Source organism: Streptomyces endocoffeicus (assembly GCF_016741935.1).
GTDB lineage: Bacteria > Actinomycetota > Actinomycetes > Streptomycetales > Streptomycetaceae > Streptomyces > Streptomyces endocoffeicus.
On the sequence record NZ_JAERRG010000020.1, the window covers coordinates 31,261 to 50,251 of the forward strand.

Sequence of the window (18,991 nt, forward strand, 5' to 3'; positions counted from 1 at the left end):
GAGAACGCCGAGAACGCCGAGAACGCCTACCCCAGCACCCGCAGCGCCGGGACCAACGTGACCAGCAGCGGGACGGCCGGGACAAGCGCCGCGGTGGCCGTAAGGCGCCAGCGGCGCGCCACCGGGAGGCGGGAGGCCGGGGCCAGCAGCCGGTCCACCCGCTGCGGCACCTGGGCGAGCGCGCTGGGGCAGGGGCCGAACACCCCGCGGTCCTCGTTGAGTTCGACCAGCGCGAGCGCGGTGGTCGTCCGCCCGAAGCGCCGTGACGCGGAGTCGTCGGCGGCCAGCTCGACCAGCCGGTGCACCTCGTCACGGAACGCCGCGAACATGGTCACCTGCGGAAAGCCGATGGCCAGCGCGCCCGAGCAGTGCAGCAGCCAGTGGTGGCGGGCGCGGGCGTGGCCCTGCTCATGGGCGATCACGGCGTCCAGCCGACGGCCCTTGAGGCGGCGCAGCGCCGCCGTGGTGATGACGAGCTGGGGCGTGGTGCCCGGCAGCCACCAGGCGTCCGGCTTGTCGCTCTCCAGGACCACCAGACGCTCCTCGCCGGGCTCCTCACCGGGCAAGGCGGGGGAGCGGACGAGGAGTTCGGCGCGGTGCTGCCTGCGCCAGGCGCGGGCGCGGCCGATCTCGCGGGTGAGCATCACCGCGCTCCAGACGGCCCCGAAGGCGAGCACGAGGGCGACGGGCGCGGCCAACGGCCCGTAGCCGGACAGCGCGTACGCCTCCACCACGCCCTTGGGCGCGGGTGCGAAGACATTGCCGCGCACGGCATCCCAGGCGGCCGCCCCGGTGAGCGCCATGGTCAGCGCGCAGCACAACAGCACCCCGACGACCACGCACTGCCACACCCAGAGGGCGAGCACAGGTTCGCGGTCGATCCAGTCGGAGCGGGACAACAGGCGCGGCGCCATTGCCGCCGCCAGTGCGCCGAGGCCCATCAGCGCGAACGGGACCATCATGGCCGTCAGCCTATGATCGCGACGCTCGGGCCGGGTACGGTCACGGCGGGGAAGTGACGCATACCACGGTGCGGCTGAGGCATACCACGGTACGGCTACGGGCCGACCCGCCGCCCGTTCACAGCGTGAGAAGCATCGCGAACATCCCTATCCCCATCGACAGCCTGCACGCATGCCGCAGCTCGGGCCGCCGTGACCAGCCGGCGCCGGGCGGTCCCGCCCCCGCCCCGTCCACGGCCCCGTCCGTCATCGGTACGAGCCGCAGCCCGGACCGTACGACGTAGACCGCGAAGTACACGAGCAGCACCCCGGTGAGCAGCGGCACCCCGCCCGCCATCCGGCCCGGGGCCATCCCGCCGCTGTGATGGTGACCGCCCGTGGTGCCCACCATCATCGCGAGCGCCATATAGACCATCGCCAGCGCTCCGACGGCATGATGCAGACGGTGCCCCGGGAGCCCCATACCGCGCGGGACCGGCAGCATCGCCCTTACGGCGGCCACGGCGAAGACCGCCGCGAAGGCGGGCGGACCCCAGGGACGGGGGTCCAGCACGGTGGACGGCACCGCCATCACGGCCATCCCCCACCCCATCAGCGCCTCGGCGCCCGCGATCCGCCGCCCCGCCCCGGGCGGCTCACCGCGCATCTGCAGCAGACAGTAGCCACCCGTGGCCGCGCACAGCACGACCAGCAGCCAGCCGATGAGTGGAGGTCCGTGCACGGCCACACCTCCCGAACGGGGACGTAATACCAGGAGACATCCCCTGCCGCGGCACCACACACGGGAGCACACGGGCGCAGTGGGGGAGCGCGGGGCGTGCGGAGCAGTGGGGAGCGCGGGGAGCGGTATGGCACGGTGAGAGGTGCGCCCGGTGGATCACGCAGGCCCCAGCCGCACCACGGGACGCGAACAGCTGTCCAAAGAGGAGGAGAGCCCGTGTCGAACCCACCGCTTCCCGAGGCCGCGGTCGCCATGCTCGAGAAGCCCAATCCGGCCGTGATCGCGACGATCCGGTCCGACGGTCAGCCGGTGTCTGCGGCCACCTGGTACCTCTGGGACGACGGCCGGGTCCTGGTCAACATGGACGAGGGCCGCAAGCGGCTCGACCACATCCGCAACGACCCCAGGGTCACGCTCACCGTGATCGACGAGGGGAACTGGTACAACCACATCACCCTCATCGGCCGGGTCGTCGAGCTCCAGGACGACAAGGACCTGGCCGGAATCGACCGGCTGGCCCAGCAGTACCTGGGCAAGGACTACCCGCGGCGGGACCGCGGCCGGATCAGCGCCTGGATCGAGATCGACCGCTGGCACGGCTGGGGCGAGCACAAGGAGAACGCCCAGCCCGGCTGAGTCCCCTCGGTGTCGCCCGCCCCGCCACCGCGAGCCGTGACGGGGCGGGCGGCACGAGGAGGGGACATCAGGGGCGGTAGCGCAGCGGATGGTCCTCGGGGACCTCCACGACCGCGATCCGCACGCCGTCCGGATCCGCGATCCACATCTCCACCAGCCCCCACGGCTCCTTCTGCGGCGGCCGCAGCACCTCGACCCCCTGAGCGGTGAGCTCCTTGTGCGCCGCCGCCGCGTCCGCCACCTGGAGCCACAGCTGGAGGCCCGGGGCGGGCGGGGTGTCCGAGCGGCCGGAGACCTCCAGGAAGCCCCCGCCGAGGAAGTAGACGGTGCCGCGCTCGGGGCCCGTCCCGAACTCCCGGTAGACCGCCAGCCCCAGGGCCTCGCCGTAGAACGCCCGGGAGCGCTCGGGGTCCGTCGGCCGCAGCAGGACACGGCTGCTCAGTACGTGAACCATGCCCGCGACACTACGCAACCTGACCCCTTCGGGGCAGGTTAAGGTCTATTTGCCGCCACCGACCGTCACACCGGCAACCGGCCACCGGCCGCCCGACCGTCACCGAAGGGAACCCGCCGACGCCATGGACACCGCGGACGCCACCGTACGAGCCACTGACCCCCTTACCTTCCGCACGGCGGCCGAGGCCGATGTGGAGGGGCTGGTGGCCCTGATCGAGTCGGCCTACCGCGGGGACGCCAGCCGCGCCGGATGGACCACGGAAGCGGACATCCTGGACGGGCAGCGCACCGACCCGGAGGCCGTCGCGGACGTGGTGGGGGCCGAGAACGGCCGGATGATGATCGTCGAGCGGAATGGTGAGCTGATCGCCTGCTGCCAGCTCGAGCACCGCGGTGACCACGCCTACTTCGGCATGTTCGCGGTCCGGCCCGCGCTCCAGGGCGGGGGCCTGGGCAAGGAGATCATCGCCGAGGCCGAGCGGTTCGCGCGGGCGGAGTGGGGCGCCAAGGAGATGCATATGACGGTGATCTCCGCCCGCGAGGAGCTGATCGCCTGGTACGAGCGGCGCGGCTACGCCCGTACCGGCCGGATGACCCCGTTTCCGTACGGCGACGAGCGCTTCGGCCTGCCGCGCCGCGCCGACCTCGAGTTCGAGCTGCTGATCAAGCCCCTCGACTGAGGCCCTCCGAGGGCCCCGGGCCCTCAGAGGGGACTCCGAGAGCCCCGGGCCTCGTCACACCGCTTACGCCGTACGGGTGAATGCCGTCCGCCGGTGCGTCACGCCGTGAAGCGCGCCGCCCGCCGGATCTCCGGGAAGTCGGTCGTGGCGCCGTCCAGGTGGAGGCCGCGGACCAGCTTCAGATGGTCGGGGGTGTTCACGGTCCAGCCGATGACCTTGAGGTCGTCGGCGTGCGCCTTCTCCACCAGCTCCAGCGTCAGCCTGCGGATGTTGAGCACCAGCATCCCGGCGCCGACCGCATGCGCCCGGTCGATCACATCGAGGCCGTAGCGGCTGGCCACGAGGGCGGTGCGGGCGGTCGGGAGCAGGGTGCGGATCTCCGCGAGCGCCTCGTCGTGGAAGGACAGGATGTCCACCCGGTCCAGCAGATCGCGGCGGGTCAGCACCTCGGCCAGCGCCCGGGCGGCCGCCGTGTCCTTGATCTCGGCCTGGAGCGGCGCCGCCACGGTGTCCACGACCTCCTCGAAGACGGGGATCCGCTCACCCTCCCCGGCGTCCAGCCCGCGCAGCTCCGCGAGGGTGAAGTCGCTGATCGGGCCCTTGCCGTCGGTGGTGCGGTCGACGTCCGCGTCGTGCATCACCACGAGCGCGCCGTCCTTGCTCAGGTGCAGGTCCAGTTCGATGACGTCCATGCCCTCGTGCTCGGCGCGAACGAAGGACCGCAGGGTGTTCTCCGGCTCGACACCCATCACTCCGCGGTGTCCGATGGTGAGAAAAGTCAACGCTGTCTCGCTCTTCTGACGGCCCTCGAACGGCCTTCGTCGGGTCGTCTTCGTCGGGTCGGGGGAGGCAGTGGGATGGCTGATTCATCGGCACGCGGCGGACGGGCCGCCCGGACCGGCGCACACCATACCGGCCGCTCATGACGGGACCGTTCAAGCGGGGCCGTGGCATGAGCCGAGCCGATGGAGGCAGGAAAAACTGCGGTGGTGCGGGTGTGGCGCAGGATGATTTCCCGTACCGCCGCTTGAGCGAGGGAGCTTCCGCAGATACGGTGGCCATACGCGAGTTTCTTCGGTTAAGGAGTGGTCATGACGAAAATTCTTTCGTCCGCGATAGCTGAAGGTGTTGTTCTGCCCGCAGAGCGTGTGGTCGATCATCCGGCCTGGCCAACCCTCAAGGACGCTGTCGAAACGTTTCGCCCGTGGCAGTCCAAGGACGGTTCCATCGACTTCGACGCCGAGGGCGCACCCACTCGGGAGACCGCCGCGGCGACCGTCGACCGGGTGATCGGGGCCATCGAGGAGCTCGCCCCGCTGCTTCCGCACGACGCCGACTACCACCGGGCGGTCGTCGCGGATCTGCGCCGCTGGACCGAGGAGGGATTCGGCGTCCCCGACTTCCTCGACTCGCTGCTCGCCTTCCAGCCCGCCCGCACGCGCGCCGACGGCCTCCAGCACCTGGTGGTCTTCCCCATGTACACGCAGAACGGCAACCCGGACCGCAATCTGGAAGCCGTGGTGCTGCGCATGGTCTGGCCGGAGTGGCTGGCCGAGCTGGAGCGCACCCGCTATGACAACGCGCTCTACTGCGGACTGGCCTTCGAGGACTTCACCTCCGGCTACGACACCAACTCCGCGGTGCTCTTCCCCGAGACCATCGCCGTCCGGGAGGCCCCCGAGCGGTTCAGCTGGGGCGGCATCTTCTGCGACCGCGAGGCGGCCCGGTTCCGCCGGGTCAGCGAGGCCGCCGTCCGGGCCCTGGGGATCGAACTCCCCGACGACATCCGGGACATGCTCGCCGACCAGCGCCGCTGCCAGGAGGCGTTCGCCCTGTGGGACATGGTCCACGACCGCACCCACAGCCATGGCGACCTGCCGTTCGACCCCTTCATGATCAAGCAGCGGCAGCCGTTCTGGATGTACGGACTGGAGGAGCTGCGCTGCGACCTCACCGCCTTCAAGGAGGCCGTGAAGCTGGACGCCGAGGGCGTCGCCCAGGCCCGCGACGTCCAGTACGCCGTGATCTTCGACCGGATGTTCCGGTTCCCGGTCACCGGCGCGCGGGTCCGCAACTACGACGGGCTCGGCGGCCAGTTGCTCTTCGCCTACCTCCATCAGCACGACGTCGTACGCTGGACGGACAACACCCTGCACATCGACTGGTCCCGCGCCTCGCAGGTCACCAACCAGCTGTGTGGCGAGATCGAGAAGCTCTACCGCGACGGCATCGACCGCCCCAAGCTCGTCCACTGGTTCAAGGCGTACGAGCTGGTGTCGACCTATCTCGCCCCGCACCCCGGCTCGGTCTGGGCCAAGGGCCCCGAAGCCCTGGACCTGAGCCAGCCGCCGCGCAAACTCGTCGACGACGTGCTCCCCGACGAGTTTCCGCTGAGCATGTTCTACGAGGCGCTCGGGAAGAAGCTGCGAGACGTGGTCGCCTCGACCAAGGGCATCACGGCCGACAGCGACCTACCGGCGGCGGCATGAGCACCGCGGCGGCGCACAGCCCCCAGGCGGGGCAGGACGAGGAGGCAGCGAGCATGACCACACCGACATCGAGCCCCAGTCCGAACGAGCCGGGCGAGCGGCCGCTGGACGGTGCGGTGGTGGCGGTGGCCGGCGCGGCCGGCCCCGCTGGCCGGGCCGCGGTGCTCCGCCTCGCCGAGGCGGGCGCCACCGTCGTCGCCTCCGACGCCGACCCGGTCCGGCTGGCCGAGGTCGTGGACGCGGCGCGCTACGCCCACGGCGGCGCCAGCGTCACCGGCGAGACGGTCGACCTGCTCGACCTCGGCGCCGCCCGCGCCTGGGCCGACCGCACCGAGAAGGAGTTCGGCCGGGTCGACGGGCTGATCCACCTGGTCGGCGGCTGGCGCGGCAGCAAGACCTTCGCCGACGCCCCGCTCGCCGACTGGGACACCCTGCACAATCTGCTGATCCGCACCGCCCAGCACACCTCCCTCGCCTTCCACGACGCCCTGCTGCGCAGCGGCAAGGGCCGCTATGTGCTGATCAGCGCGGCGGGCGCGTCCAAGCCCACCGCGGGCAACGCCGCGTACGCCGCCGCCAAGGCCGCCGCCGAGGCCTGGACGCTCGCGCTCGCCGACTCCTTCCGCAAACTGGGGGGCGAGGGCGGTCCGCCGGCGGCCGCTGCCATCCTGGTGGTAAAGGCGCTGGTGCACGACGCCATGCGGGCGGAGCGCCCCAACGCGAAATTCGCGGGCTTCACGGACGTCAAGGAGCTGGCCGAGGCCATCACCGGACTCTGGGACCGGCCCGCCCAGGAAGTGAACGGAACCCGCCAGTGGCTGACCCCCAAGCAGTGAGGACCGACGCCCGCCGCCACCACGACCCCGAGGTGCGCGGCTTCGCCAGCGACAATTACGCCGGCACCCACCCGGAGATCCTCGCCGCGCTCGCCCTCGCCGACGGAGGCCATCAGGTCGCGTACGGCGAGGACGACTACACCGCGCATCTGCAGTTCGTCATGCGCGGCCACTTCGGCCCGCACGCCCAGGCGTTCCCGGTCTTCAACGGCACCGGCTCCAACGTCGTCGCCCTGCAGGCCCTCACCGACCGCTGGGGCGCGGTCATCTGCGCCGAGTCCGCCCATATCAACGTGGACGAGTGCGGGGCGCCCGAGCGCGTCGGCGGGCTCAAGCTGCTCACCGTCCCCACCGAGGACGGCAAGCTCACCCCCGAGCTCATCGACCGCCAGGCGTGGGGCTGGGACGATGAGCACCGGGCGATGCCGCAGGTGGTCTCGATCGCCCAGAACACCGAGCTCGGCACCGTCTACACGGTGGACGAGATCCGCGCCATCTGCGATCACGCGCACGAGCGCGGGATGAAGGTCCACCTCGACGGCGCCCGGATAGCCAACGCGGCCGCGTCCCTCGACGTGCCGATGCGCGCGTTCACCAACGCGGCGGGCGTCGACATCCTGTCGTTCGGCGGCACCAAGAACGGGATGCTCTTCGGCGAGGCCGTCGTCGTCCTCGACCCGGACGCGGCGGGTGCCATGAAGCATCTGCGCAAGCTGTCCATGCAGCTGGCGTCCAAGATGCGGTTCATCTCCGTCCAGCTGGAGGCCCTGCTCGCCCGCGACCTGTGGCTGCGCAACGCCCGCCACGCCAACACCATGGCCCGGCGGCTGGCCGACGGCGTGCGCGCGGTGGACGGGGTGAAGATCCTCCACCCGGTCCAGGCCAACGCGGTCTTCGCCCGGCTCCCGCACGAGGTGAGCGAACGCCTCCAGAAGCGCTACCGCTTCTACTTCTGGGACGAGGCCGCGGGCGATGTGCGCTGGATGTGCTCCTTCGACACCAGGGAGGAGGACGTGGACGGCTTCCTCGCGGCCCTCAAGGAGGAGATGGGCCGGTAGGCGGTCCGCCGAGTGTTCGGGCGGGCCGCACGGCCCGCCCCGTGCGCTCATCCGTCCTCAGCGGATCGGCGGAAGGCGGCTGCGGTTCGCAGGCGCCCCGAAGGGGCGCGGGGCCGTGTCGATGTGCGGCTCCGCCGCGTGGGCGCGACCGGCCACGACGGCACCGCAGCCGATCGACGACAGGTCAGGGCGCTTCCAGCGGAGCGCTTAGCGGCCCCGGTCCAGGGCCAGCGCCTCGGCCGGGGTGGGGGCGGTGCCGCCCAGGTGGGCCGGGACCCACCAGGTGTCCTCCGGGCCCTTGGGCCGCACCGGATACGCCCGCTGCGCCGCCTCCAGCAGCTCCTGCACCCGGCCGCGCAGCCGCTCGGTCAGAGTGTCCGACGGCTCGGTCGGGTCGGCCTCCATCGGCTCGCCGATCCGCATCGTGATCGGGAAGTGATGGCGGCCCAGCGCCCGCTTCTGGCCCTTGGTCCACAGCCGCTGCGTGCCCCACAGCGCCATCGGCAGCAGCGGGACCCCCGCCTCCTGCGCCAGCCGGGCCGCGCCCGACTTGAAGTTCTTGAGCGTGAAGGACCGCGAGATCGTCGCCTCCGGGAAGACGCCGATGATCTCGCCGGAGCGCAGCGCCCGCAGGGCGTGCTTGTACGCGTCCATGCCCGCCGCCCGGTCCACCGGAATGTGCTTCATCGCGCGCATCAGCGGCCCGGAGACCTTGTGCCGGAAGACCGACTCCTTGGCCATGAACCGCACCAGCCGCTTGGCCGGACGGGCGGTCAGCCCGCAGAAGACGAAGTCGAGATAGCCGATGTGGTTGCTCACCAGAACCGCGCCACCCCGCTGCGGGACATTCTCGGTGCCCTTGATGTCGAAGCGCAGATCGAGCGCCTTGAACATGGTGCGGGCGATGCCGACCACCGGCGGGTAGACGAGCTCTGCCATTGAGGACCCTTCGTCGGTGCCTGGGGAGGGTTCTCCCGGCGGAAGTTACGCGGCCGTAGGTATCCGGCTTCTGGCAGATGGTGCCCGATGTCGTCTCTTTGTGCTACCGCGCGGCACGGCCCGGCCGAGAGATCCTCATCACGTCGGTGGGCCGCCGGGGAATCCCCGGGCCGCCCAGGACGCTGCACGAGGGAGGTCCGACCGGGAGGAGACAGGTGCGAGACGGCGACGGAAGCCGGCGGCTGGGCGCCGCCGAGCTCGGCGCGGAGCTGGGGGAGCGGGCGACGCTGGTCCAGTTCTCCAGCGCCTTCTGCCAGCCCTGCCGGGCCACCCGGCGGACGCTGTCCGAGGTGGCCGCGATGGTGGACGGGGTGGCGCATATCGAGATCGACGCCGAGTCGCGGCTGGAGCTCGTCCGGGCGCTGGACATCGCCCGTACCCCCACCGTGCTGGTGCTCGACGCGGCCGGGCGGGTCGTACGGCGGGCCTCCGGACCGCCGCGCCGGGCCGATGTCATCGCCGCTCTGGGTGATGCCGTGTGAGTCTCCGCGCCCCGGCCCCACTTGACGGTCCGCACCCGGCGTGGTCAGGGTGAACGGCATGCGCCCTGGACCCCTTTTTTACGGACGTGTGCACGTGGACCTGATGCGGACCGCCGGCGCACGGTGTCCGGGCGGGTGAGCGAACGAGGACAAGCGCAGCCCCCGCCCGTACCTCCGGCAGAAGGACAACTCCATGACGGCAACGCACGACCTCGGAACGTCCCCGCTGACGACGTCCGACCTCTTCCGCTCCGTCTTCCGCCGGCATGCCTCCGGCGTCGCCGTGATCACCGCCCAGGGCGCTCGCCCGGTGGGCTTCACCGCCACCTCCCTCGCCTCCGTGGCCGCCGAGCCGCCGCTGCTCTCCTTCGGCGTGGGCACCGGCTCCTCGAGCTGGCCGGTGCTGTCCGAGGCCGAGTATGTCGGTGTCCACATTCTGGGCGAGCACCAGCGGGAGCTGGCCGCGACCTTCGCGCGCAGCGGTGCCGACCGCTTCGGACCGGCCACCGGCTGGCGCTCGGGACCGGAGGGCGTGCCGGTGCTCGACGGGGTGCTGGCGTGGCTGGTGTGCCGGGTGGTGGCCCGGATACCCGCCGGGGACCACCGGGTGCTGATCGGCCAGGTCACCACGGGTACGGCGGCCGGGGCCGGCCGTCCGCTGCTGTACCACCAGGGGCGCTTCAACTCGCTCCGCGACTGAACCGCCACGCGCTCCGCGGCCGACCCGCGCCTCTCTGGTTGGCATGTACGCCTCGCATGGATCACCGCCGTTGGCAAGGTCACAGTTCAAGCGGGTTGCGTACGGGGAATGAGCTCGGTGTACTGACGAGTAATATTTTGCTGCGGTGCATGGGCCGCCCCGGCAGGAACCGCCCGCGGTACCGCCCGGGTCCCGCCCCCGAAGGCGCCTATGCTGCCAGCAACAAGGCAGCTCGGTAGAGACGATGCAGTAGGAGAGCCGGCGTGAGCTTGAGGATCGTTGTCTGTGTGAAGTACGTGCCCGACGCCACCGGCGACCGGCACTTCGCCGAAGACCTGACCGTCGATCGCGACGACGTGGACGGCCTGCTCTCGGAGCTGGACGAGTACGCGGTCGAGCAGGCCCTGCAGATCGCCGACGAGGCCGATGACGCCGAGATCACCGTGCTGACCATCGGCCCGGAGGACGCCAAGGACGCGCTGCGCAAGGCGCTGTCGATGGGTGCGGACAAGGCCGTGCACGTCGAGGACGACGATCTGCACGGCACCGACGCGCTGGGCACCTCGCTGGTGCTGGCCAAGGCGATCGAGAAGACGGGCTACGACCTGGTGGTGTGCGGTATGGCCTCCACCGACGGCACGATGGGTGTGCTGCCGGCGATGCTGGCCGAGCGCCTCGGGGTGCCGCAGGTGTCGCTGCTGTCGGAGGTGTCGGTGGCGGACGGCACCGTGACGGGACGCCGTGACGGGGACACCGCGACCGAGCGGCTTCAGGCGCGGCTTCCGGCGGTGGTGTCGGTGACCGACCAGTCCGGTGAGGCGCGTTATCCGTCGTTCAAGGGCATCATGGCGGCGAAGAAGAAGCCGGTGACGTCCTGGGACCTGGAGGACCTGGAGATCGAGTCGGACGAGGTCGGTCTCGAGGGTGCCTGGACCGCTGTGGACGGTGCCACCGAGCGTCCGGCCCGCACTGCGGGCACGATCGTCAAGGACGAGGGCGAGGGCGGTAAGCAGCTCGCCGAGTTCCTCGCGGGTCAGAAGTTCATCTGAGCCGCGCTGCCCTTACCGCCCAGATCTTTCGCATTTCGCAGGAGAGCGATTCCCATGGCTGAAGTCCTTGTCTACGTCGACCACGTGGACGGTGCCGTCCGCAAGCCCACCCTGGAGCTGCTGACCCTGGCCCGCCGCATCGGCGAGCCCGTCGCCGTCTCCCTCGGCTCCGGTGCCGGGAACACCGCGTCCGTTCTCGCCGAGCACGGCGCGGTGCGGGTGCTGACCGCCGATGCGCCGGAGTTCGCCGACTACCTCGTCGTCCCGAAGGTGGACGCGGTCCAGGCCGCGTACGAGGCCGTGTCGCCGTCCGCCGTACTGTTCCCGTCCTCCGCGGAGGGCAAGGAGATCGCGGCCCGGCTGGCGGTGCGTATCGGGTCGGGCATCATCACCGACGCCGTGGACCTGGAGGCGGGGGAGGAGGGTCCGGTGGCGACGCAGTCGGTGTTCGCCGCTGCCTTCACCACCAAGTCCCGGGTCAGCAAGGGCACTCCGGTGATCACGGTGAAGCCGAATTCGGCCGCGGTGGAGGCCGCGCCGGCCGCGGGCGCGGTCGAGGCGCTCGAGGTGTCCTTCTCGGAGCGGGCCACGGGGACGAAGGTGGTGGCGCGTACGCCGCGTGAGTCGACGGGTCGTCCGGAGCTGACGGAGGCGGCGATCGTGGTCTCCGGTGGGCGTGGTGTGGGCGGTGCGGAGAACTTTCCCGTTGTCGAGGCTCTGGCCGACTCTCTCGGTGCGGCCGTCGGTGCTTCGCGTGCGGCGGTGGACGCGGGCTGGTATCCGCACACCAACCAGGTGGGCCAGACCGGCAAGTCCGTCTCGCCGCAGCTCTACATCGCGGCGGGTATCTCGGGTGCGATCCAGCACCGGGCCGGTATGCAGACCTCGAAGACCATCGTGGCCGTCAACAAGGACGCCGAGGCCCCGATCTTCGACCTGGTCGACTACGGCGTGGTCGGCGACCTCTTCGAGGTCGTCCCGCAGCTGACCGAGGAGGTCAAGTCCCGCAAGGGCTGATCCCCGCCGGACCTCCGCGAGGCCCCGTACGCGATGCGCGTGCGGGGCCTCGCGGCTGCCGGGAGGGTGTTGACCCGCCGTTCCATGGCTGGCTAACTTCACCTTACGGATCATCGTTTCCGTACAGCGGAAATGGCGGGAAGGGCGGCGAACGGACATGGAGCCTCAGGAGACGGTGCGGACCAGTCTGACCGGTGCCGTACGGGCGTCCATCGCCGACTCCCTCGCCGCCGTCGACGCCGAGCTCGCCCGCCGCTACCCCGGCGACCCGGGCACCCGCCAGCCCGTCCACACCGTCTACGTCCCCGCCGACCTCTTCACCGCCGGTACGGTGCGCGACTGGGGCGACCAGGCGCTGGTGGCCCTCGACCGGCACGTCCCCGACGCCGCCTCCTTCGCCGCCGTCCTCGGCCTCCCCGGCGAACTCGCCGAACCCGTCCACACCCGGGTGCGGGCCAAGCTGGAGCGCGAGCCCGTGGAGGATCTGCGGATCGACTTCGAGGACGGCTACGGCCCCCGCCCCGACGCCGAGGAGGACGCCGCGGCCGCCCGCGCCGCCTCGCTCGTCGCGGCCGCGCGCGCCGACGGGACCGCGCCGCCCTATGTCGGCATCCGCATGAAATGCCTGGAGGCCGCCGTACGCGACCGCGGCATCCGTACCCTCGACATCTTCCTCACCGGACTGATGGCGGCCGGAGGGCTGCCGGACGGCCTGGTGCTCACCCTCCCCAAGGTGACGTACGCCGAGCAGGTCACCGCGATGGCCCGGCTGTGCGAGGAGTTCGAGAAGGCGCACGGGCTCGCCCCCGGCCGTATCGGCTTCGAGATCCAGATCGAGACCACCCAGGCCATCCTCGGCCCCGACGGCCGCGCCACCGTCGCCCGGATGATCGACGCCGCCGAGGGGCGCGCCACCGGACTGCACTACGGCACCTTCGACTACAGCGCCTCCTGCGGCGTCGGCGCCGCCCATCAGTCCCTGGACCACCCCGTGGCCGACCACGCCAAGGCCGTCATGCAGGTCGCCGCCGCGGGCACCGGCGTACGGCTCTCCGACGGCTCCACCAACGTGCTGCCGGTCGGCCCCACCGAGCGGGTCCACGACGCCTGGCGGCTCCACCACCACCTGGTCCGGCGGTCGTTGGCGCGCGCGTACTACCAGGGCTGGGACATGCACCCCGGCCACCTCCCGACCCGCTACGCCGCCGTCTACGCGTTCTACCGCGAGGGCCTGGAGGCCGCGGCGGAACGGCTCGCCGCCTATGTGGACCGTACGGCCGGATCCACCGGCATCGCCGACGAACCGGCCACCGCGAAGGCGCTCAGCGGCCATCTGGTGCGCGGGCTGGACTGCGGGGCGCTCGACGGCGCCGAGGTCGAGCGGCTGACCGGGCTCGGCCGCGCCGAACTCGACGCGCTGGCGGGCCGCGCCGCCCCGGCTGCCTCCTGACCGACCCCGGAACGCCGGATCCGCGGGACCCCACGGACCGGCCCGTCCCGCCGGGCTGATCCGCTTGGCCACATCCGCTCACCCGCACGTGTCACCCGGGATGCGACCCCGCCGCTGAAGGCGGGAGATGGGTGTCATGGCCAGAAGCGCCGTGTCGGCCCTGCTGATCCTGCTCGGTTGCCTCCTCGTACCGGTGTCCGTGCTGACGGTCTGGGTCCACGACATCGTCCTGGACACCGACCGCTATGTGGCGACCGTCGCCCCGCTCGCGAAGGACCCGGCGATCCAGGACACCGCCGTGGAACAGGTCAGCCAGGCCGTCGACATCCGCCACAACAGCCAAGAGATCACCGCCGACATCGCCTCCTGGCTGCGCGCCCACGGCCTCCCGGAGCGGGCCGCCGACACCATCGAGGGGCTGGCCCCGCAGCTGGACTCGGCCCTGGACCAGGCGGTGCGGAAGGTGGCCGCCCACATCGTCCGCAGCGAGCAGTTCCCCGCCGTGTGGACCGGCGCCAACCGGGCCGCCCACACCGCCGTCGTGAGCGCCCTCACCGGCAAGGGCGGCGGGCCGGTCGGCGTCGAGGGCCACACCGTCACCCTCAACGTCGGCGCCGCCGTGGAGCGGGTCAGACAGCAGCTGGTGGACGCCGGGCTCCCCGCGGTGACCGGCATCCCCGACATCCACCAGCGGCTCGTCCTCTTCCACTCCGACCGGCTCGACACCATCCGACGGTCGGCGCGCCTGCTCGACCTGGCCGGGAACTGGCTGCCCGCGCTGACCGTGACCCTCGGCGGTACGGGAGTGCTGCTCGCCCGCCGGCGCCGCCGGGCGCTCGCCCGCGCGGCCCTGGGCACCGCGCTCGCCTCGCTCGCCCTGGCGCTGGTCCTCGTGGTGGGCCGCCGCTACTACCTCGACCATGTGCCGACGAGCGTGCTGTCCCGGGAGGCAGCCTCGGCCCTCTTCGACACGGTGGTGCGCTTCCTGCGGGTCACGGTGCTCACCGTGCTGGTGCTCGGCCTGGTGGTCGCGTTCGGCGCCTATCTCGCAGGCCCGGGGCGGCTGCCGAGCACGGTTCGCGGCCGGGCCGAGGTCCTCGCCGACAGCGCGGCCCGCTGGAGCGCGGCCCACGGGATGCGCACCGGCCGGGCCGGCACCTGGACCGCCGACCACCGGCGGGGACTGACGACGACGGCCCTGCTGGTGCCGGTCGCGGTGTTCGCCCTGTGGAACCACCCCACCGTGCTCACGGTGCTCTTCCTGGTGCTGATCCTGCTGGCCGCCCTCGCCGTGATCGCCCTCCTGGCCGCCACGGGCCGCATGGGCGCACCCGGCCGGGGCGGTTGAATCCGGGATCGGGGTCCGTCCGGGATCGGGGTCCGTCCCACAGGCCGTCAGCCGGGGGCCGCCCGGAGACCGTCAGGGGGCCAGGAGGAGCACGATGAAGATCAGGCACGCGGCGACATTGACCACCCAGCTATGGGTGGTGAGCCACTCCCGGAGCCGGGGCATCGCGTGCTGTGCCCGATCGCCGAGAAGGAGGTAGACCAGCAGCGGCAGCGCCGCGATCAGCACGGTGGCGGCGATGAACGGCAGCGCCGCCGTCCATTGCGCGTCATGCTGCTCCAGATTCGCCCCCACGGTCAGCATGACCGCGATGTCGGACGGCATGAGCAGGATGATCAGAAAGCCGGTCGTGAGCGCCTTACGGGGACCGGCTTCCATCAGCGAGCCCAGCCACTTCGGCGGCTCGACCGTCCGCCGCTTCACCACGTTCTTCACGGCGACCAGCGCCAGCAGCCCCACCAGCACCAGCTGGACGATGACCGCCGCCACACCCCGATCGGACGGGTTGCCCGGTGCGATCGCCTGCCCCAGCAGCCCGAAGATCCCCCGGGCCAGGGCGACTCCCACCGCCGTGGCGATCGCCACCCCCAGCAGAAACGCCAGGCACACCCGCACCGGCCGCGCCGTGGTCACCAGGACGACGGCGGCCACGATCTGTGGCCCCGCCATCATGGTGACGGCCAGAGGAAGCACCTGGAGCTCCATGGCCCACCCGCCCTTCCGGCCTCCGCCGCGTGGTGACGCCCCGCCTTCCCATTGGTACGCACCGCTGGCCCTCATGGCATCCGCTGCTGCGCCGACCGGGGACCGCCGTAAGCTGAAGATGTGGGCCCTGGTGGGGCCCTGGCGGCCCCGCCGGGCGTGTCCGACGGGAGGCAGACGATGGACTATCCACTGCTGAATGTTTTTCTGACCACGATGTGGGTCTTTCTGTGGATCCTGTGGCTGTTTCTGTTGTTCCGCGTGTTCGCCGATCTCTTCCGCGACGACTCGCTGAACGGATGGGCCAAGGCGGGCTGGACCGTCTTCGTCCTGGTGCTGCCCTTCCTCGGCGTCCTCGTGTATCTGGTGGCACGTGGCCGCGAGATGGGCATGCGTGAGATGAGGCGGGCCGAGAAGGCGGAGGCGGACTTCCGGGAGTACGTGCGGACGACCGCCACCACGGGCCACGCGGAGGAGCTCGAGCACCTCGTGGAGCTCAAGAATCACGGCGACCTCACGCCCGAGGAGTACGAGCGGGCCAAGGCCAAGGTGCTCGCCGCCTGACTCGCCGCCTGAGAGGTCGTGGAACGGACCGGCGTGGGCGGGGGTGGGTGCGTGGTTCAGCGTGTGCCCACATGGGTGCCGAGGAACTTCCGCATCATGGGGACCACCTCGTCCAGGCCGGTTTCGAGGAGGAAGTGGCCGCCGTCCTGGAGGTGCGTCTCGGCCTTCGGGTTGTCGCGGGCGAAGGCGCGGGCGCCGTCGGGGCCGAAGATGGGGTCGTCACGGCCCCACACGGCGAGCAGAGGCGGCTGGTGGGCGCGGAAGTACTCGTGCACCCGGGGGTACAGGGGGCTGTTGGTGGCGTAGTCCCGGAAGAGCTTGAGCTGGATCAGGTCATTGCCGGGGCGGGACACCTGCTGGAAGTCGTGGTGCCAGGTGTCGGGGCTGACCAGGCTCTCGTCGGGAGCGCCGGTGACGTACTGCCACTTGATCAGGTCCAGGGAGAGGGCCTGGCGGATGGCCTCCTCGTGCTTCGGGCTCTGATCCTCCTGATAGGCCCACACCGGCCGCCAGAAGTCCTCGACGAAGCCCTCGTCGTAGGCGTTGCCGTTCTGCGTCACGATCGCGGTGACCGCTTCGGGGGCGCGCAGGGCCAGGCGCCAGCCGATGGGCGCGCCGTAGTCCTGGACGTAGAGGGCGTAGCGGTCGAGGCCGAGGTGGTCGAGGAGACCGGCGGTGAGGTCGGTGAGGGCGTCGAAGGTGTAGTCGAACTCGTCGACGCCGGGGGCGTCGGAGAAGCCGAAGCCCAGGTGGTCGGGGGCGATGAGGCGGTACCCGTCCGCCAGGCGCGGCATGAGGTCGCGGAACATGAACGAGCTGGTGGGGAAGCCGTGCAGGAGGACGAGCGCGGGCGCGTCCGCGGGACCGGCCTCGCGGTAGAACAGCCGTCGGCCCTGGATGTCCGCGAACCGGTGGTGCACCTGTGACATGGCCTCTGTGCCTTTCGAGCCTGGTCGCCCTGGTCGCCCTGGGGGCCTCGGGGCCTCGGTCCTCGGGGCCCGGGGGCCTGGTGGTCAGTGCCGGTCAGTACGGTCAGTACCGCACCGCCGCGCCCACGTTCGCCGTGATGCGGCCGGTGAGCTTGCGGTGGCTGCGGGCGGTGGCCGGGGTGGGCTGGTTCGGGGGCACCTTGGACAGGCGCAGGACGACGGCGTCCACCAAGTCCCCGCTCGCGTTGCGGAAGTTGACCTCGATGGCGTAGCCGGCCGGGTGCTTGCTCCCGTTGGTCACGGTCAGCGCTGCGACGGCCCGTCCCGCGCCGCCGCGGCTCACCCGGCCGACCTTCACCTCGCGCTTGGCCTGGGAGCCGCCCTTGATCTTGTCCAGCTCGGCCTGGGCCGACGCCCTCGCGGACGCGATGGCGGCGGAGGCCCGGGACACTTTGGACGACGGGGTGCCCCCGCCCTCCGAACAGCCGACGGCGGCCGGCGCCAGCACGGCCATGAGGCTCACCGCGCAGATCGTCCGCGTTCGGCGCCCGCTCATCGCGTCTCCCTCGTTCCGTCGGACGGGCCCCGGGCCCTCCGCCTTCACCCTCGGGGGAGTGGGAGACCGAGGCAACCGGAACGGGGCCGTTCAGGTGTTCGGAGGAAACGGGCCGTTCGGGGAAGGCGTGCCTGGTCCGTTGGGGGAGAGGGGGCTCAGGATGTCGCGGGCGGGGGCAGTTCGCCCGAGCCGCGTGGGATCAGCCGGGTCGGCAGGACGAGCCGCCGGGGATCCCCGCCCGCGCCGTCGAGGCGGCGGAAGAGCAGATCGGCGGCGGTGCGGCCGAGCTGGGCCGAGTCCTGGGCTATGACGGTGATCCCGGGGGAGAGCAGATCGGCGAGCTCGAAGTCGTCGAAGCCGACGAGGGCCACCGGCGTGGCGGGCGCGGGGCGCTCGGCCAGGACCCGTACGACCGTGACGGTGACCCGGTTGTTGCCCGCGAAGAGCGCGGTGACCGGCTCGGCGGCGTCCAGCATCGTGGTGGCCGCGGCCCGGACCCGCTCCGGATCGGTGGGGCCGAGCGAGACCCAGGCGTCATGGACCGGCAACCCGGCCTCGCTCATCGCCGCGTGATAGCCGCGCAGCCGCTCGGTGGCGGTGTGGATGCCCGGCAGGTCGCCCAGGAAGCCGATCCGGCGGTGGCCGTGGGCGATCAGATGGGCGACGGCGTCGTGGGAACCGCCGAAGCTGTCGGCGAGCACGGCGTCGGCGTCGATGCGCCCCGCGGGCCGGTCGACGAAGACGGTGGCGACCCCGGCCGCTATCTCGGGCGCCAGATAGCGGTGGTCATGGCCGGCCGGGATGATGACGAGGCCGTCGACCCGGCGCGCGCACAGCGCGAGCACCAGCTCCTGCTCCCGCTCGGGGTCCTCCGCGCTGGACCCATTGATCAGCAGCGCGCCATGGGCCCGGGCGACCTCCTCGACCGCGCGGCTCAGCGGACCGTAGAAAGGGTCGGCCAGATCCTCCAGCACCAGTCCGATGCTCGCCGTACGGCCCTTGCGCAGAATGCGGGCGCTGTCGTTGCGGCGGAAGCCGAGCGCGGTGATGGCCTCCTGGACGCGGCGCTCGGTGTCGGGGGTGACGCCCGGCTCGCCGTTGACCACTCTGGAGACGGTCTTGAGGCCGACCCCGGCCCGTGCGGCCACATCCTTCATAGTGGGCCGGGTGCCGTAACGGCGTGTGGGGGTGCGGCTGGCGGTGCCCGGGGCGGTGTCGGTCACAGTGCGCTCGTCCCGTCGCTGGTCGTCGTGGGGGAAGGAGTGACGAGCATAGCCCCTGGACAACGTTGTCAGCGCCGGGAAGACTATTGCCGCACACCGAACACGTCCATGCCCACCAGCATGCCCACCAGGAG

Annotated in this window: 22 protein-coding genes; 13 read left to right on the top strand and 9 right to left on the bottom strand. The window is 71.7% G+C overall.

The window, feature by feature from the left end:
- Positions 1-26: 26 nt before the first annotated feature.
- A complete protein-coding gene (locus JK364_RS36790; protein ID WP_037963850.1) occupies positions 27-962 on the bottom strand; it encodes a M56 family metallopeptidase in 936 nt (311 codons plus the stop codon).
- 118 nt (positions 963-1,080) lie between these two features.
- Positions 1,081-1,683 carry a DUF5134 domain-containing protein gene (locus tag JK364_RS36795; RefSeq protein WP_201855737.1) on the bottom strand — a complete coding sequence of 201 codons (603 nt, stop codon included), beginning with the start codon at positions 1,681-1,683 and terminating at the stop codon, positions 1,081-1,083.
- 216 nt (positions 1,684-1,899) lie between these two features.
- Between JK364_RS36795 and JK364_RS36800 the strand changes: the two genes are divergently transcribed.
- Positions 1,900-2,319, top strand: coding sequence for a PPOX class F420-dependent oxidoreductase (locus tag JK364_RS36800; RefSeq protein ID WP_201855738.1), 420 nt, complete (start codon positions 1,900-1,902; stop codon positions 2,317-2,319).
- 67 nt (positions 2,320-2,386) lie between these two features.
- Here the strand turns inward: JK364_RS36800 and JK364_RS36805 are convergent, their stop codons facing one another.
- On the bottom strand, positions 2,387-2,773 hold the full coding sequence (locus JK364_RS36805) for a VOC family protein (RefSeq protein ID WP_201855739.1): 387 nt from the start codon (positions 2,771-2,773) through the stop codon (positions 2,387-2,389).
- Positions 2,774-2,897: 124 nt separating this feature from the next.
- Between JK364_RS36805 and JK364_RS36810 the strand changes: the two genes are divergently transcribed.
- Positions 2,898-3,455: a GNAT family N-acetyltransferase gene (locus JK364_RS36810; protein WP_201855740.1), complete on the top strand. Its 558-nt coding sequence runs from the start codon at positions 2,898-2,900 to the stop codon at positions 3,453-3,455.
- Positions 3,456-3,553: 98 nt separating this feature from the next.
- On the opposite strand, the gene JK364_RS36815 is transcribed toward JK364_RS36810, so the two are convergent.
- Positions 3,554-4,237 carry a glycerophosphodiester phosphodiesterase gene (locus tag JK364_RS36815; RefSeq protein ID WP_201855741.1) on the bottom strand — a complete coding sequence of 228 codons (684 nt, stop codon included), beginning with the start codon at positions 4,235-4,237 and terminating at the stop codon, positions 3,554-3,556.
- 309 nt (positions 4,238-4,546) lie between these two features.
- Here JK364_RS36815 and JK364_RS36820 point away from each other — a divergent pair, with 309 nt between their 5' ends.
- From JK364_RS36820 to JK364_RS36830, 3 genes are read left to right on the top strand one after another with little or no spacing between them, the layout of a single operon-like run.
- Complete coding sequence (locus JK364_RS36820; protein WP_201855742.1) at positions 4,547-5,944, top strand: DUF6421 family protein; 1,398 nt, start codon at positions 4,547-4,549, stop codon at positions 5,942-5,944.
- Between the two features lie 53 nt (positions 5,945-5,997).
- On the top strand, positions 5,998-6,780 hold the full coding sequence (locus JK364_RS36825) for an SDR family NAD(P)-dependent oxidoreductase (RefSeq protein WP_201855859.1): 783 nt from the start codon (positions 5,998-6,000) through the stop codon (positions 6,778-6,780).
- Positions 6,777-7,838, top strand: a complete 1,062-nt coding sequence (locus tag JK364_RS36830) for a threonine aldolase family protein (RefSeq protein ID WP_201855743.1) — start codon at positions 6,777-6,779, stop codon at positions 7,836-7,838. Before JK364_RS36825 ends, JK364_RS36830 begins: the two co-directional genes overlap by 4 nt.
- Before the next feature lie 207 nt (positions 7,839-8,045).
- Here JK364_RS36830 and JK364_RS36835 read toward each other — a convergent pair whose 3' ends face one another.
- Positions 8,046-8,777 carry a lysophospholipid acyltransferase family protein gene (locus JK364_RS36835; RefSeq protein WP_201855744.1) on the bottom strand — a complete coding sequence of 244 codons (732 nt, stop codon included), beginning with the start codon at positions 8,775-8,777 and terminating at the stop codon, positions 8,046-8,048.
- Positions 8,778-8,959: 182 nt separating this feature from the next.
- Between JK364_RS36835 and JK364_RS36840 the strand changes: the two genes are divergently transcribed.
- From JK364_RS36840 to JK364_RS36865, 7 genes are all read left to right on the top strand, one after another.
- Positions 8,960-9,319, top strand: a complete 360-nt coding sequence (locus JK364_RS36840) for a TlpA family protein disulfide reductase (RefSeq protein ID WP_230993079.1) — start codon at positions 8,960-8,962, stop codon at positions 9,317-9,319.
- 58 nt (positions 9,320-9,377) lie between these two features.
- The gene (locus JK364_RS58190) at positions 9,378-9,458 is read left to right on the top strand and encodes a putative leader peptide (RefSeq protein ID WP_372462054.1); all 81 of its coding nucleotides are present in this window, start codon (positions 9,378-9,380) and stop codon (positions 9,456-9,458) included.
- Positions 9,459-9,512: 54 nt separating this feature from the next.
- Positions 9,513-10,019 (top strand): flavin reductase family protein, encoded by a 507-nt coding sequence (locus JK364_RS36845; RefSeq protein WP_201855745.1) that lies wholly within the window; start codon positions 9,513-9,515, stop codon positions 10,017-10,019.
- 263 nt (positions 10,020-10,282) lie between these two features.
- Positions 10,283-11,068, top strand: a complete 786-nt coding sequence (locus JK364_RS36850) for an electron transfer flavoprotein subunit beta/FixA family protein (RefSeq protein WP_201855746.1) — start codon at positions 10,283-10,285, stop codon at positions 11,066-11,068.
- 54 nt (positions 11,069-11,122) lie between these two features.
- Positions 11,123-12,085, top strand: coding sequence for an electron transfer flavoprotein subunit alpha/FixB family protein (locus tag JK364_RS36855; RefSeq protein WP_201855747.1), 963 nt, complete (start codon positions 11,123-11,125; stop codon positions 12,083-12,085).
- Positions 12,086-12,242: 157 nt separating this feature from the next.
- A complete protein-coding gene (locus JK364_RS36860; protein WP_201855748.1) occupies positions 12,243-13,535 on the top strand; it encodes a DUF6986 family protein in 1,293 nt (430 codons plus the stop codon).
- A gap of 136 nt (positions 13,536-13,671) precedes the next feature.
- Positions 13,672-14,883, top strand: coding sequence for a hypothetical protein (locus JK364_RS36865; protein ID WP_201855749.1), 1,212 nt, complete (start codon positions 13,672-13,674; stop codon positions 14,881-14,883).
- A gap of 72 nt (positions 14,884-14,955) precedes the next feature.
- Here JK364_RS36865 and JK364_RS36870 read toward each other — a convergent pair whose 3' ends face one another.
- Positions 14,956-15,588: a GAP family protein gene (locus JK364_RS36870; protein WP_201855750.1), complete on the bottom strand. Its 633-nt coding sequence runs from the start codon at positions 15,586-15,588 to the stop codon at positions 14,956-14,958.
- 177 nt (positions 15,589-15,765) lie between these two features.
- On the opposite strand from JK364_RS36870, the gene JK364_RS36875 reads away from it, so the two are divergent.
- On the top strand, positions 15,766-16,149 hold the full coding sequence (locus JK364_RS36875; RefSeq protein ID WP_201855751.1) for an SHOCT domain-containing protein: 384 nt from the start codon (positions 15,766-15,768) through the stop codon (positions 16,147-16,149).
- Between the two features lie 56 nt (positions 16,150-16,205).
- Here JK364_RS36875 and JK364_RS36880 read toward each other — a convergent pair whose 3' ends face one another.
- The 3 genes from JK364_RS36880 to JK364_RS36890 form a co-directional block, all read right to left on the bottom strand.
- Positions 16,206-17,078, bottom strand: a complete 873-nt coding sequence (locus JK364_RS36880) for an alpha/beta fold hydrolase (protein WP_201855752.1) — start codon at positions 17,076-17,078, stop codon at positions 16,206-16,208.
- Positions 17,079-17,181: 103 nt separating this feature from the next.
- On the bottom strand, positions 17,182-17,634 hold the full coding sequence (locus JK364_RS36885) for a hypothetical protein (protein ID WP_201855753.1): 453 nt from the start codon (positions 17,632-17,634) through the stop codon (positions 17,182-17,184).
- Positions 17,635-17,789: 155 nt separating this feature from the next.
- A complete protein-coding gene (locus JK364_RS36890) occupies positions 17,790-18,857 on the bottom strand; it encodes a LacI family DNA-binding transcriptional regulator (protein ID WP_201855754.1) in 1,068 nt (355 codons plus the stop codon).
- Positions 18,858-18,991 lie beyond the last annotated feature (134 nt).